General features: G+C 40.6%; 14 protein-coding genes. 5 read left to right on the top strand and 9 right to left on the bottom strand.

The features are described 5' to 3' along the window. Positions 1 to 584: 584 nt before the first annotated feature. The 6 genes from BUC07_RS19685 to BUC07_RS19665 all read right to left on the bottom strand — a co-directional run bounded on the left by BUC07_RS19685 (position 585) and on the right by BUC07_RS19665 (position 5,591). On the bottom strand, positions 585 to 1,367 hold the full coding sequence (locus tag BUC07_RS19685) for a CPBP family intramembrane glutamic endopeptidase (RefSeq protein WP_073173920.1): 783 nt from the start codon (positions 1,365 to 1,367) through the stop codon (positions 585 to 587). Between the two features lie 76 nt (positions 1,368 to 1,443). Further along, on the bottom strand, positions 1,444 to 1,626 hold the full coding sequence (locus BUC07_RS19680; protein ID WP_073173918.1) for a hypothetical protein: 183 nt from the start codon (positions 1,624 to 1,626) through the stop codon (positions 1,444 to 1,446). A 17-nt stretch (positions 1,627 to 1,643) separates the two neighbouring features. Next, positions 1,644 to 1,835 carry a hypothetical protein gene (locus BUC07_RS20775; protein ID WP_139279666.1) on the bottom strand — a complete coding sequence of 64 codons (192 nt, stop codon included), beginning with the start codon at positions 1,833 to 1,835 and terminating at the stop codon, positions 1,644 to 1,646. A 53-nt stretch (positions 1,836 to 1,888) separates the two neighbouring features. Next, complete coding sequence (locus BUC07_RS21695; protein ID WP_175552578.1) at positions 1,889 to 2,182, bottom strand: helix-turn-helix domain-containing protein; 294 nt, start codon at positions 2,180 to 2,182, stop codon at positions 1,889 to 1,891. 80 nt (positions 2,183 to 2,262) lie between these two features. Beyond that, the gene (locus BUC07_RS19670) at positions 2,263 to 4,428 is read right to left on the bottom strand and encodes a peptidase domain-containing ABC transporter (protein WP_073173914.1); all 2,166 of its coding nucleotides are present in this window, start codon (positions 4,426 to 4,428) and stop codon (positions 2,263 to 2,265) included. Between the two features lie 17 nt (positions 4,429 to 4,445). Beyond that, positions 4,446 to 5,591, bottom strand: a complete 1,146-nt coding sequence (locus BUC07_RS19665; RefSeq protein ID WP_073173912.1) for an HlyD family secretion protein — start codon at positions 5,589 to 5,591, stop codon at positions 4,446 to 4,448. A 729-nt stretch (positions 5,592 to 6,320) separates the two neighbouring features. Here BUC07_RS19665 and BUC07_RS19660 point away from each other — a divergent pair. The 4 genes from BUC07_RS19660 to BUC07_RS19645 all read left to right on the top strand — a co-directional run bounded on the left by BUC07_RS19660 (position 6,321) and on the right by BUC07_RS19645 (position 9,696). Next, positions 6,321 to 6,707, top strand: coding sequence for a MerR family transcriptional regulator (locus tag BUC07_RS19660; RefSeq protein ID WP_073173910.1), 387 nt, complete (start codon positions 6,321 to 6,323; stop codon positions 6,705 to 6,707). A 24-nt stretch (positions 6,708 to 6,731) separates the two neighbouring features. Further along, positions 6,732 to 7,829 carry a Nif3-like dinuclear metal center hexameric protein gene (locus tag BUC07_RS19655; protein WP_073173907.1) on the top strand — a complete coding sequence of 366 codons (1,098 nt, stop codon included), beginning with the start codon at positions 6,732 to 6,734 and terminating at the stop codon, positions 7,827 to 7,829. A 32-nt stretch (positions 7,830 to 7,861) separates the two neighbouring features. Further along, positions 7,862 to 8,632, top strand: a complete 771-nt coding sequence (locus BUC07_RS19650; RefSeq protein ID WP_073173905.1) for a zinc ribbon domain-containing protein — start codon at positions 7,862 to 7,864, stop codon at positions 8,630 to 8,632. Between the two features lie 188 nt (positions 8,633 to 8,820). After that, complete coding sequence (locus BUC07_RS19645; RefSeq protein WP_073173903.1) at positions 8,821 to 9,696, top strand: DUF3078 domain-containing protein; 876 nt, start codon at positions 8,821 to 8,823, stop codon at positions 9,694 to 9,696. Positions 9,697 to 9,699: 3 nt separating this feature from the next. Here the strand turns inward: BUC07_RS19645 and BUC07_RS19640 are convergent, their stop codons facing one another. The 3 genes from BUC07_RS19640 to BUC07_RS19630 all read right to left on the bottom strand — a co-directional run bounded on the left by BUC07_RS19640 (position 9,700) and on the right by BUC07_RS19630 (position 11,601). Then, positions 9,700 to 10,497 (bottom strand): TPM domain-containing protein, encoded by a 798-nt coding sequence (locus BUC07_RS19640; RefSeq protein WP_073173901.1) that lies wholly within the window; start codon positions 10,495 to 10,497, stop codon positions 9,700 to 9,702. Between the two features lie 79 nt (positions 10,498 to 10,576). After that, entirely contained in the window at positions 10,577 to 11,011 is a 435-nt protein-coding gene (locus BUC07_RS19635; protein ID WP_073173899.1) for a TPM domain-containing protein, read from the bottom strand. Between the two features lie 11 nt (positions 11,012 to 11,022). Beyond that, on the bottom strand, positions 11,023 to 11,601 hold the full coding sequence (locus BUC07_RS19630) for a LemA family protein (RefSeq protein ID WP_073173897.1): 579 nt from the start codon (positions 11,599 to 11,601) through the stop codon (positions 11,023 to 11,025). A 129-nt stretch (positions 11,602 to 11,730) separates the two neighbouring features. On the opposite strand from BUC07_RS19630, the gene BUC07_RS19625 reads away from it, so the two are divergent. Continuing rightward, complete coding sequence (locus tag BUC07_RS19625; RefSeq protein ID WP_073173894.1) at positions 11,731 to 13,734, top strand: urocanate hydratase; 2,004 nt, start codon at positions 11,731 to 11,733, stop codon at positions 13,732 to 13,734. The last annotated feature ends 110 nt before the right edge of the window (positions 13,735 to 13,844 follow it).

Raw genomic sequence — 13,844 nt, 5'->3', positions numbered from 1 at the left:
TAATATTTTGTTTGCACTTTGAAGCTAAATTGTGTGACTTTTTTGTATGTAATTTATTGACAATCAATTGTTAATATTGTTTTTCAGCAAACCTTACCTTAGGGCACAGTTCTCATTTTCACACCTGTAACAACGAAAGGTTGTTAAAAAATTGATGGATTTTATTCCAAAACAAAAATAAGGGAATAAGGTCTGAGTCAATCCGGGGTCCGCCATGTTACTAAGATTAGGGGTTGAAAATAAGGTTTTTATACTGACAAATAATAAATTATAAAAATGTTACTTGTCTGACTATTCTCCGATGTACAAAAATAAGAGCTGCATCCTGATATTGTTTCAACTTTAGCACGCATTGCAAATTCTATCTAACTGAACACAGTTAGCTTTCAAATTATCTCTGTTTTACCTGGAGCTTGGAATCCGCGCTGGCAGAAGATATTTTTTTGTCGGTAATCGATTTCTGCCTACTCTTCAGGCAGGCATCTTGTTTGCAGCTACACAAAGAATGCGTGTCTTTAACCACAGCATACTGTGCATTAGGGGGACTCTATTTATATATGTTCTTTGTCGCTGTCGTATAAAATTCATCTCCTTAGTGGTTTGAATTTCATATGATTATACCGGATATAATAAATTAAATAGACTAAAACAAAAGACAATAATATAATCTGTGGTACTTCAAATAACTCTCCCCAAACTTTCATTTCCAATTCTACTAAAAAAACATCATCAAATAAAAAGTACGAAAAATTCCAACCCAAATGGAATCCTATTGCAGGTAGCAGTGAACGGTATTTAAATGTAAGTAAGGCAAATATTACTCCTGCCAACATAGCGGTCACAAAAGGAAAAATACTATTATACTGCACATGACTAGATGCAAATAATAATGAGGATACAAAGAGTGCAGCTTTTTTATTGATAATTAAATTTATATACAAAGCAATAAACCCCCTAAACAATATTTCTTCGCAGATGGCAACTGCTAACGCTAAGCTAAAATAAAGGAGTATATTAAAATAGTTTATTTCAATTATATCTTGTATTCTGATTATACCAAGTTGGTAGCTAATAATAGAAATAAATGAAAATGCTAAGGAAATAAATAAGAAATTCTTAAGAAACAATTCTAATTGTTTCTTTCTGAGTTTAAGATAATTTAAACAAATAATTGTTATCCTACGGTTCATACATGCAAAGATTGCAACACCTAAAAACTCGAAACCGATGAAAATTAAGAGTATTAAATTTTCATTTGTAACCTTTAAAAGATACTTTGCAAGAATATAACCTATCCCACCAATTGTTGATGTTAAAAAAATCAATTGGAAAAGATATGGAAATAATTTTAAGTGTTTATTTATCATATATTGACATTATAATTATAAAAAAAGGGAACTTTCATTTACAAATAAAAGGTCCCAATTTTCTTAACAAGGTATTTTATTTTTTTTGCAAACTATGGACAGCGTTGGCACCTTCTCCCATGGACGCAGTAAATTCATCAGGATTATCAATTGCATCGATTACAGCTGATATAAACAATCCAAGTAAAATACTACCTCCATTTATATAAGATAATTCTTTCTGATTCAATGGCACCGTACCTCTAATTTTGTTATTCATAATGTCATAATTTAAGATTAACGTAAAGGACTGTACATATAGTTCCCATCTTGATAATAATATTCTCCAGCAATTGAAGTTTGATAAAGAAGAGAACCAACAAATTTACCAAGTGTTCTTGCAAGAACACCGTCTCCATCAACTTTTTTCAGTTCCTCGCTGCCCAGTTCCATTACCCCGGACATCTTCAAATCTAATGTCTTTTCCATAATTTCTAATTTTTTGTGTTAATAATTTGATTCGAGCGTTTCGCGAAAACTCATTACCAAATTAGTTTTGTTCTGTGCAGAAAAAAAGCACACTGCAAAAAATTTTGAAAAAAACCTCCATTTATTGTCTTGGACAGCTCTTTCGAAATAATTTTAAACGAATAGGATATTTCAACTTCATGCCCGTTACAGAAGTAAAACGTCCTTCTGTTTTTTGAATAACAAATATCGGCCCCCATGTCTCTGATATTTTCAATGTAAGTGTAAAGTTGTCTTCTGCTTATGCCCAGTCTTTGGGAAAATTCGTCAGGACTTCCGGTTCTCTCAGCTTTAATCAGTTGATTCATTCTTTGGAGTCTTTCAAGTTGTTCTAAGGCTTTCATAATATATGTTTTTACGTTGATTGGTATTTATTTACCAAATCAGGTTAATTTGCCTCCAGTATTTCAAGTGGTATTTGTTTTTGCCACAATTCGAAGTATTTTCCTTTTTTTGTATAAAGTTCTCCGTGGCTCCCCTGTTCTAAAAGTTTTCCATTTTCAAGTAACACAATATTGTCAGAAAGAAGCACGGTACTTAGTCTGTGCGCAATTATAATTATCGTCTGGCCTTCATTCTTAAGCTTTTTAATAATCTGCTGAACATGATATTCTGCGTTTGAATCGAGTGATGAAGTAGCTTCGTCCAATATCAAAATTTGTGGATTGCGGTATAGCGCCCGCGCAATTGCCAGACGCTGTTTTTGCCCGCCCGAAAGGGTTGCGCCATGTTCGCCAACAGGGGTGTTAAATCCGGCTGATAATTTTTCAATAAAATCAATCATGCCCAGTTGCTTACAAATTTCCAATATTCGTGGCATGTCTGGATTAAATTCGCCGACAGCAATATTTTCAATCACGCTTCCTGCAAATAGTTCGAGATTTTGTGGTACAATTCCCACATACTCACGCAGACTTTCATTACTGAAATATTTGATGTTGGTGTCACTAATAAAAATGGCTCCCTCATTTACAGGATATAGTTTTTGCAGCAATGCCGCAATAGTGGTTTTTCCGGAACCGCTTTCTCCTATTATCGCAGTTATTTCGCCCTCTTTTATTATGAGATTAAAATTCTCAAAAACATCAGTTCGGGTGCCATAGCTAAAAGATACATTTCTAAACTGAATGTCACCGGGATTAATTTCACTTGCATGAACAAGATTTTCTTCGGCTTCACGTTCCAAATCCATTATTTCAAAAAGCCGGTCGGCAGCGATAATAGCATTCTGGTAGGTTTTATTCATACCAACCAGCGATGAAACCGGTCCTGTAAAATACGCGATAAGGGCATAAAATGACATCAACTCCCCGGGAGTAATCTGCTGACGTAACACATACAAGCTTCCGGTCCATAACAATATGATTGTAAAAATACGATTGATAAACATCGAAGAGTTCCCTGAAAACACGGAATTTAATCCTGATTTATAGGTGGAATAGAGCAGGTTGATGAACCGTGTCTCGGTTTTAATGTTGGCAAATTCCTCAATACTGAGTTGCTTTATTGTTTTTACTGAATTCAGTGACTCAACCAATTGAGATTCGAGCTCAGCCGCATGTTCCATAACCTTTCGCTCGCGTTTTTTATTTAGAAAATTAGTTATAAAATAAATGGCTAAATAAAAAGGAATTATCAGTAACATGAGGAGCGCAAGCTTCCAGTTGTAAACAAACATAAGGGCAAAAGCAAATACCACGATGAAAATATTCACTACAAAATTTATCATGGTATCATTTATAAATGCCCTTATTTTTACTGCATCATTAATTCTGGAAACAATTTCGCCGGTACGCATAGTATCGAAAAAGCGTTGGGGCAGTTTAAAAAGATGCTTGTAATATCCAAGAATTAATTTTGCATCGATCAGTTGCCCGGTCTTTAAAATAAATGTGGTTTGCATTGTCCCTATAAAAATCTGGAACAATAGAATCAGAATCATGGCAACACTTAAAAGGTTCAACAGATTGCGATTTCCGGCCACCAGCACATTATCTGTTATTTTCTGGATATATACCGAGGTGGAAAGACCAAGAATGGTGAAGATTACGGCCCCAAATAATGCCTGCGCCAATATTTGCCGATGAGGGTGTAACAAAAACGCAAACCGCTTTAAGTTGGATATTTTTTCATTGCGAGCCACAAAATCTCCTGATGGTGAAAGAAGGATTAAAATCCCGGTCCACTCTTCCAGGAAGGATTCGATTTTTTGTTTTTTAAGTTTACCGGTTCCCGGGTCCATAATTTCAATAAAATCCGGAGACACTTTATAAATAACCACGTAATGTTGTAGTTTTTCTTTTATAATTACGTGAGCAATTGCAGGGAGAGGTATTTCTGAAAGCGCCTCGGGCAAAGCTTTAACTCCCTTTGCCGACATACTCATTTTTTCGGCAGCTTTGATAAGTCCCCAGGCATTTGTCCCTTTTTTATCGGTACCCGCCCATTGTCTTATTTTCGATACTGGTAATTTTAATTTGTAGTGAGCTGCCACAGAAGCAAGGCAAGCTGCGCCACAATCAGTAATGTCTCTTTGTTTAACGTTTCTATTCATAAACCGGGCTTAGGAAATTATTTATTCAGTTTAGGATTTAGCCAATCATCAGCTTTGTCAAATAATAATTGCGTAATTGAACGTTTTGTAATCTGAAACCTTGCAGTAGTGGTTAATCCTTTCTTTAAATTACCTTTAATACCATTTTCTAAGGCTAAATACTGTTCTTCCAAACTGCATCGTACTTTAAAAAAAGGCTTATCATTTAACAGATATACCTCATTTGAAATATCCATCACTTCCCCAGATGCGAATCCCCATTCTCTGTAATTGTATGCATGTATTTGAAAACGTACCGGCATTTTGTTTCTTAAATAACCGATGTCGTTGGGTGACACATAATGTTCCGAAATAAGTTTATCATCCGGACTGATGATTGCTATCCTCTGTCCAACAGTTACAAAACTTCCGGATTGGATGCCATTAAAATTTGTGATATATCCTGTTTGAGGTGAGAGAATTATGTAATTTTTAAGGTCTTTATAAAGTTCGCTTATCTCATTTTTATATTTTTTAATGCTCAATTCGTATTCTGTTATTAATTGTTGCCATTCACTTCTATTTTGTTTGATAAAATTTTTTCTGTTTTCGATAGCCTTTTCAAGTTGAAATTGCTGTTTTTCTAATTCATTTGCCGGTAAGACTTCTTGTTCAAATAATAATTTAGTCCGGTTGAATGATTTTTCTGATAAGTTAATTTCTAAATTGAGATCTTCTAATTTTTGTTGATACTTTGCGAGAATCGATTTAAACAGCTCCGTTTCCAAGGTAGGCGAATATTTTCCATCCAATAAAACTTTCAAATCATTTTGAAAATCATTGTTTTGAATTATGATACTATTCAAGTATTCAATTCTTTCTTTTAGCTTTTCACTATTTAACCATACAAGTGTATCCCCCTTTTTCACTAATCTATTTTCGGCAATATCTGTTTTGATTACTTCCGCAACTGTTGGTGAGGTTATATCAACGGGGTCGGATAAAGATCGAATTATTCCTGCACTTTGTACCGAAATATCTGTTTTAATAAAAAAAAGAGAAATCCCAATTCCTATTACCAACAGAATAGTAAAAATGTATATTACATTAGAGAACTTGCTGAATTTATGAAAATGGCTTTCAACGGAAGAATCAACAATCTCTGGAGGAAAAATTTTTTTCATAAGTAAATTAATTTAACTTATTTAAGTCAAAAGCAAAACTCGACCTTAATATTTTTGCTACTTATGTAGCTACACTCCTCAGGCTGCCTCCATAATAAGCAGCCAATCAATTTCCTCAATGAATTGGAATAAAAACCGTACTTACGGCAATGCCTGCCCAAAACATTAGCCAAATAATTAAATGATTGTCCAGAGTATTCCGGCCTGGCCGGCAGGAGAAAAGATTTTACCAATTATGAAACGAGCATGTGAAAATTGGGTAAAACCCTGTATTTTCGCATTGGGCTTTACGAAGCCTTTTGCCTCCCCGGTATTGGACAAATTGAAGCGTGTACATTCTCCGGGGAGGCTTATTCACTGAAGTTGTTTTTACCTATTTGGGTTAATATTTTCACTGTTTTGTACTTTTCCTGCCTGGGTTAGAGACAGGGGGATAACTATTTATCAGGAAATGTACAGCAAGAAAATATTAAAAGCAAATCGTCATTTTTTTCTTTTAAGCGTATAAACTTTAAACACCGCTGCTTACAACTGCTTCACAGGCATGCATTTTATCAAATGTTTCATAACACAAAAATCAAATTAAAAATGAGGGTAACCTTTTAGCATTTCAAGGAATATATATTTATGGGAACTTGTTAAATTGGCTATTAAATAGTCAAAAAAATTCTCCCAATCCATCACCCGTATCTGAAAATCTCTTTATCTTGGCGGGAATAAAAACGAGCAGTGCCAAATAAAAAATCAAACATAGAAAAAGTGTATTACTCCATTGGCGAAGTGGCCGAAATGATTGACGTTACGCCTTCGTCGATTCGCTACTGGCAAAGCAATTTCAAGGAACTTGCCCCGCGAACAAATGCCAAAGGCACCCGTTATTTCACCAAAGAAGATATTGAAACGGTCAAACTCATCAATTACCTGGTGAAAGATCGCGGCCTGACGATAAAAGGGGCGCAGCAAAAACTAACCGACAACAAAGCGGAAACCATAAACAACTGGGAAATAGTGAAACGGTTGCAGGAGCTAAAAAAAGAACTGACCGGTATCCGCGACGAGATAGAGGGCCCCTCTCGGTCTCCCCAAAGGGGAGATGATAAGAAAGAGGAAGAATAATTCTTTAACGAAAAAAATAATTGAATGGTTAAGATAAAAGAGATAACAAATTACCTTGAAAGTTTTGCGCCGCCGGCGTTGCAGGAATCGTACGACAATGCCGGCCTGATAATAGGAAACCCGGATGCGGAAGTTTCCAAAGCACTAATAACGCTCGATGTAACAGAAGAGGTGGTGGAGGAAGCCATTCAGCAAAATGCCGGGTTGATTGTGGCGCATCATCCCATCATATTTTCGGGGTTAAAAAAAATCACCGGAAAAAACTACGTGGAACGCACGGTACTGAAAGCCATTAAAAACGACATCGCCCTGTTTGCAGCCCACACTAACCTCGATGCCGTTTGGGGCGGCGTGAATTCCAAAATCTGCGAACTATTGGGCCTGCAAAACTGCCGTGTGTTGCAACCCGCAACCGGTCAACTCAAAAAGCTGGTCACTTTCATTCCGCACGAAGCAGCTGAAAAAGTGCGTGAAGCAGTTTTTACAGCCGGCGCCGGAAATATTGGCGAATACGATTTTTGCGGGTACAACCTCGAAGGCACCGGCAGTTTCAGGGCAGGCGACGAAACCAATCCATATGTGGGCGAAAAAGGCAAAATTCATTACGAAAAAGAAATTCGTTTCGAAACCATTTTCCCGGCATGGCTGCAGGGGAAAGTGATCAATGCGTTAATAAATGCACATCCGTATGAAGAGGTGGCCTACGACATTTATCCGTTAGAAAACAAATACGAGAAAGCGGGAATCGGGATGATTGGCACGCTGTCGGAACCAGTAGCCGAAAAAGAATTCCTGGTTTTTCTGAAAAAAGCTTTTCAAACGGAAGTGGTCAGGCACACCACATTAAAGGGTGAACCCGTAAAAAAAGTGGCGGTTTGCGGCGGGGCCGGTTCGTTTCTGCTTGGCAAAGCCATTTCGGCCGAAGCTGACTTTTTTGTGTCGGGAGATTTCAAGTATCACCAGTTTTTTGATGCCGATAATAAAATCGTAATTGCCGATGTGGGGCACTATGAAAGTGAGCAGTTCACTAAAGAACTTTTTTATGAACTACTTACAAAAAAATTCCCTAAATTTGCAGTCCGGTTTTCGGAAATAAAAACCAACCCGGTATTTTATTTTTGACAAGTAATTTTGAATTTAAAGATTGACAAACGATGAATGCATCAATTCCAAAGCAAGACGAAAAAGATATTTCAATTGAAGAAAAACTGCGCGCACTGTACGAATTGCAAAGTGTAGTTTCAGAAATCGATAAAATTAAAACCCTGCGCGGCGAACTTCCGTTAGAGGTTCAGGATTTGGAAGACGAAATAGCCGGTTTAAAAACCAGGCTCACCAACCTTGAGGATGAGATTAAAAACCTGGATACGGCTATCAACAACAAAAAAATCGCCATAAAGGATTCACAGGCGCTTATTGAAAAATATACCGAGCAGCAAAACAACGTAAGGAACAACCGCGAATTTGATTCGCTCTCGAAAGAGATAGAGTTCCAGACCCTCGAAATTGAGCTTTCGGAAAAAAGAATCAAGGAATTCAGCACCGAAATGGCAGAGAAAAAAGAGACCATCGAAACATCGAAAACACTGCTGAAAGAACGTGAAGAAGACCTCGAAAGGAAGAAAAACGAGCTGAACGAAATTACCGAAGAGACCAAAATTGAAGAGGAAAAGCTGAAAGCAAAAGCTGAAAAAATTGAATCATTCATTGAGCCACGACTGCTCACTGCTTTTAAACGCATTCGCAAAAATGCACGCAACGGTCTGTCTGTTGTTACCATTCAGCGCGATGCCTGCGGGGGTTGCTTCAACAAAATCCCGCCACAGCGGCAAATGGACATCGCCAACCACAAAAAAATTATTGTGTGCGAATATTGCGGCCGTATTTTGGTTGACAAAGACATTAACAAAGTAGCTGCGGAATAAATCCAACGCTTACAATATTCGGAATAAAGCGTTGCAACTTTTGCAGCGCTTTTTTGTTTTATTCTCAAACAAATGAGTTTCCGCCGGCTGCCCGCTGCGAGTCCGCCGGACCAGCACAGTCGGGCAGGTTCACACATAGTAATGCATTAGGACGCATGTGATACCTTATAAATAAACAATTTTATAGTATGAAGACAACATCAATATTTGTTCTCCTAATTATCCTGGCGACTGGTATTTTTGCGCAAGCACCACAAGACACCACCTACTGGGATGTTTCCGGACAAACGTCGTTAAATTTCACACAAATATCATTCAGCAACTGGGTATCCGGTGGAAAAAATTCCGTTTCGGGAGTTGCACTTTTCAACATAAATGCCAACTACAAAAAAGATAAAATCCACTGGGAAAATATGATGAAAGCCGGCTATGGTTTATTGAAAGAAGAAGTTAACCCGCTTACCAAAACCGATGATAAACTGGAGCTCAACTCGAAACTGGGTGTAGAAACGAAGAATGAGCACCTGCTCTACTCCTCGTACCTGAATTTCAACACACAGTTTGCCAATGGGTACAAAACTCCCAACCAGGAGGATAAAATTTCAACTTTTTTCGCACCAGCTTACCTCACGGTTACAGCCGGTTTCGATTATCAGCCATCAGATAAATTTTCACTTTTTGTAACTCCGCTGGCCGGGAAATTTACTTTTGTTACCGACGAGGAACTTTCCTCTATTGGGGCATTTGGTGTTGCCCCCGGTGAAAAAGCAAGGGCTGAACTGGGCGCAATCATAAAAAGCGAATTAAAAACCCCGGTTGTTGAAAATGTGAACCTCGCCACTTCGTTGACGCTATTTTCAAATTACCTGAACCAGCCCGAAAATATTGATGTGAACTGGGACCTGGCTTTAAACATGAAAATCAACGATTTCCTTTCGGCTAATTTTCAATCCACATTAATTTACGATCATGACATTCTGGTTCCGGTTGACAACGAAGGAACCAAAGGCCGCAGGATTCAGCTAAAACAGCTGCTGGGGATAGGCCTGAGCTACAACTTTTAATCTCTACCAGCTGCCGCCGGCACCGCCGCCGCCGAAGCTGCCGCCGCCAAAACCACCAAATCCGCCGCCGCCGCCGAAACCGCCCCCACCAGAGGAGAAATTACTGAACGATCCACCGTGTGATCTTCCGCCTCCCGACAAGAGGCCGAGGGCGAGCCAAAACGGAAGACTTTTCCCCGGTGAATAAACACCTCTTCTTCGCCTGCTTAAAATAGGAGCAATTACAAAGAAAATGAAGAAAATAATAATCACAGGAAGAATACCACCACCCTGGTTGGCATAATTTTCACGGTAATATTCTGCAGTGTATTCTCCTTGTGTGATATCCATAATAACACTTATGCCACTGGCCAATCCCTGGTAATAATTATTTTCCCTGAAATGGGGAATCATTTCGGTATCGATAATATCGCCGTTAACAATGGCATCAGGCAATACGCCTTCCAGCCCGTAGCCAGTGGCAATAAAAACCTGTCCGCGTTCATTGCCCTTTTTGGGCTTCACCAAAATAACCAGCCCGTTATCTTTGCCCTGCTGGCCAATTCCCCACTCTTCACCAAGCCGGAAAGCAAAATCGCCGGGATCGTATCCCTGAAGGTCATCCAGGGTAATAACCACAATTTGGGTAGAAGTTTCGCGGGCAAACTGTTCGAGGTGAGCCTCCAGGTTGTTGTTCTCACCGGGTTGCAAAACACCTGCAAAATCGTTCACCAACCGCTGTGGCGATGGGCGCTCAGGAATTTGAGCATTACTAATTATGAATCCAAACAATAAAACTGTTAAAACAAATATCTTCCTCATTTTTACTCCTTTTCTCCAAATGAAACGAGCCCCGGTTTACCGGGACGAGTTACATATGGTGCATTATAAATAAACAATTTCAACCATATGAAATTTCATCCGATAGTTCATTCACATCATCTTCCTGATAGGGGAAATGTGCTTTTAATTGTTCGCCGGTCATCCGGATTCCCTGTGAAAGTCCTTCGGCAAACAAGCCTTCTTTAAACTTTTCGGCCATCTTTTCCTTAATCTCTTCCCAAAAATCATCAGGAACTTTCTGGTTAATTCCGGCGTCGCCCAAAATGGCAAATTTACGATCATCGACTGCCAGATAAAACAAAACGCCGTTGCGCAATTCCGTTTTGTGCATTTCCAGTTTTTGAAACCAGAAGGCGGCGCGGTCGAGCACATCTTCGCGGCAATGTTTTTCGATGTGCACGCGAACTTCACCCGATGTGTTCAGCTCTGCAGCCCGAATCGCGTTCTTAATCTGTAATTTATCCTTTTCTGAAAAATACTTTCGTACACTCATGCTTCCTCCTTTTAAAACTCCACTTCGGGTGCCTGGTCTGCGCCCTGCTGCGATTCAAAATAATCTTTTTTCTCAAAACCGAACCATCCGGAATAAATCACCTGCGGAAATTTTCGGATATACGCATTGTAGGATTGGGTAGCCTGATTAAATTTTCTTCGCTCCACAGCAATCCGGTTTTCGGTGCCCTCCAGCTGCGCCTGCAAATCAAGGAAGTTCTGGTTGGCTTTCAAATCGGGGTAGCGTTCTACCACCACCATCAACCGGCTGAGCGCAGAAGTGAGTCCTTCCTGCGCCTGGTTAAATTGCTCAATGGATTGTTCCGAAAGGTTTTCTGGATTTACATTTGCTGAAGTTGCTTTCGAACGGGCTTCAATTACACCTTCGAGAGTTTCCTGTTCATGGGCCGCATAACCTTTCACGGTGTTAACAAGATTGGGAATGAGGTCGGCTCGACGCTGATATACATTTTCCACCTGCGACCACTGCGAAGTGACCTGTTCTTCCAGATCAACCATTTTATTGTAGCCACAACCGGTAAATAAAAACCCGGCAACCACAGCCAGTGTTATAACAATTAATTTTCTCATAATGCATTCATTTATTTTACAATCTGACAAATATCCTCAAAATGTGTGAAAAATCATCTCAAAATTCGGGGAAAGACGCTAATTTGCCGCTGTATTCCATCTAACAAAAGATAAACCAAAATAAGTAGTATGAATCAGGAAGAATTCAAAAAAGCAATGCTGGAAGGAATACCTGAAAAACTTCCTTCGGTCAAACCTTATGAAACCAGTGTCAGTCATGCCCCAAAAAGAAAAAATGTACTTACCCTGGAAGAAAAAAAACTGGCAATAAAAAATGCACTTCGCTATTTCCCTGAAAGTTTTCACGCCATTTTGGCACCCGAATTTCTTGAGGAGCTGGAAAAATACGGGCGGATTTACATGTACCGTTTCCGGCCCGATTATGAAATGCATGCTCGCCCGATTGATGAATACCCGGCAAAATTGAAACAGACTGCTTCCATCATGTTGATGATTCAGAACAATTTGGACCCGGCAGTGGCACAACACCCACACGAACTGATTACCTACGGTGGCAACGGGGCTGTTTTTCAGAACTGGGCGCAGTACCGGCTCACCATGAAATACCTCGCCGAAATGACCAACAACCAAACGCTGGTGATGTATTCGGGCCACCCGCTGGGGTTATTCCCCTCCCACCCTGATGCGCCACGGGTAGTAGTGACCAACGGAATGATGATTCCCAACTATTCTTCGCGCGATGAGTACGAAAAATTCAACGCGCTGGGTGTAACGCAATACGGGCAAATGACAGCCGGTTCGTACATGTACATCGGGCCGCAGGGAATTGTGCACGGCACCACTATTACATTGCTGAATGCCGCGCGGCTCCACTCACAAGGTGGAATCGCAGGTCAACTGTTTGTGTCGAGTGGAATGGGCGGCATGTCGGGCGCACAAACCAAGGCGGCCGTGATTGCCGGGCTGGTGGCCGTAGTAGCCGAAATCAATCCGCAGGCACTGAAAAAACGCCACCAACAAGGTTGGGTGGATGAAGTTTATTCTGATTTAAATGAACTGATTCAGCGAATTCAGCAGGCACAGAAAAACAAAGAAGCCGTATCGATGGGCTACCAGGGAAACATTGTGGATTTGTGGGAAAAACTAGCCGAAAAAAATATCCGGGTCGATTTGGGTTCCGACCAGACCTCGCTGCACAATCCGTTTGCCGGTGGGTATTACCCGGCAGGATTATCGCTGGAAGAATCGAACAAGTTGATGGCAACAAATCCTGAACTTTTCAAGAAAAAAGTGCATGAATCGCTGAAACGCCAGGTAGCTGCCATCAACCAACTCACCAAAAAAGGCATGTATTTCTGGGATTATGGCAATGCCTTTTTACTGGAAGCGAGCCGGGCCGGTGCCGAAATTTTAGCACCCGGTGGAGAATTCCGTTATCCGTCGTATGTGCAGGATATTATGGGACCGCTCTTTTTCGATTACGGCTTTGGGCCTTTCCGGTGGGTGTGCACATCCGGGAAAGCCGAGGATTTGCAAAAGACAGACGAAATTGCAGCTATGGTTTTGAAAGAATTGGCCGACGCTGCACCGGCAGAAATTCAGCAGCAAATGAACGACAATGTGCACTGGATTCGCGAAGCCGAAAAAAATAAACTGGTGGTAGGCTCGCAGGCACGCATCCTGTATGCCGACTGCAACGGCCGGACACTCATTGCCAAAGCATTTAATGAAGCTATCCGCAAAGGAAAAATCTCGGCACCGGTTGTTCTGGGCCGCGATCACCACGATGTTTCCGGAACCGATTCGCCTTACCGCGAAACATCGAATATTTACGACGGGTCGGCACTGACTGCCGACATGGCGGTGCAAAATTTTGCGGGCGACAGTTTCCGGGGAGCCACCTGGGTATCGCTACACAATGGCGGCGGTGTGGGCTGGGGCGAAGTGATTAACGGCGGCTTCGGACTTACCATAGACGGAAGCGCGGATGCCGAACGCCGGCTCACCAACATGCTCCACTGGGATGTAAATAACGGGATTGCCCGCCGAAGCTGGGCACGGAACAAACCGGCACGCTTTGCCATCGAACGGGCCATGCAGGTGACCCCGGAGTTAAAGGTAACACTGGCCAATGAGGCGGATGAAAATTTGCTGGATAATCTTTTTGAATGATTTTAGCTTGATTAATTCAGTCTCTCCAAAAGTGGCTTTTTCCTCTTATATAAATACATTAAGTTTGAGATGCCGTGCAGTTGAGGCCGTTTTTAACACTGTTATATTAT

It is taken from the genome of Tangfeifania diversioriginum (assembly GCF_900141875.1).
Taxonomy (GTDB): Bacteria; Bacteroidota; Bacteroidia; order Bacteroidales; family Prolixibacteraceae; genus Tangfeifania; species Tangfeifania diversioriginum.
This window is presented reverse-complemented; position numbering and strand designations above follow the sequence as displayed.

Bases quoted from the DNA above. Each gene is read 5' to 3' on its own strand.
- BUC07_RS19635 (WP_073173899.1), bottom strand. From the start codon at position 11,011: ATGAGTGTACGAAAGTATTTTTCAGAAAAGGATAAATTACAGATTAAG.
- BUC07_RS21695 (WP_175552578.1), bottom strand. From the start codon at position 2,182: ATGAATCAACTGATTAAAGCTGAGAGAACCGGAAGTCCTGACGAATTT.
- BUC07_RS19680 (WP_073173918.1), bottom strand. From the start codon at position 1,626: ATGAATAACAAAATTAGAGGTACGGTGCCATTGAATCAGAAAGAATTA.
- BUC07_RS19650 (WP_073173905.1), top strand. From the start codon at position 7,862: ATGAATGCATCAATTCCAAAGCAAGACGAAAAAGATATTTCAATTGAA.
- BUC07_RS19645 (WP_073173903.1), top strand. From the start codon at position 8,821: ATGAAGACAACATCAATATTTGTTCTCCTAATTATCCTGGCGACTGGT.
- BUC07_RS19625 (WP_073173894.1), top strand. From the start codon at position 11,731: ATGAATCAGGAAGAATTCAAAAAAGCAATGCTGGAAGGAATACCTGAA.
- BUC07_RS19685 (WP_073173920.1), bottom strand. From the start codon at position 1,367: ATGATAAATAAACACTTAAAATTATTTCCATATCTTTTCCAATTGATT.
- BUC07_RS20775 (WP_139279666.1), bottom strand. From the start codon at position 1,835: ATGGAAAAGACATTAGATTTGAAGATGTCCGGGGTAATGGAACTGGGC.
- BUC07_RS19665 (WP_073173912.1), bottom strand. From the start codon at position 5,591: ATGAAAAAAATTTTTCCTCCAGAGATTGTTGATTCTTCCGTTGAAAGC.
- BUC07_RS19630 (WP_073173897.1), bottom strand. From the start codon at position 11,601: ATGAGAAAATTAATTGTTATAACACTGGCTGTGGTTGCCGGGTTTTTA.
- BUC07_RS19640 (WP_073173901.1), bottom strand. From the start codon at position 10,497: ATGAGGAAGATATTTGTTTTAACAGTTTTATTGTTTGGATTCATAATT.
- BUC07_RS19655 (WP_073173907.1), top strand. From the start codon at position 6,732: ATGGTTAAGATAAAAGAGATAACAAATTACCTTGAAAGTTTTGCGCCG.
- BUC07_RS19670 (WP_073173914.1), bottom strand. From the start codon at position 4,428: ATGAATAGAAACGTTAAACAAAGAGACATTACTGATTGTGGCGCAGCT.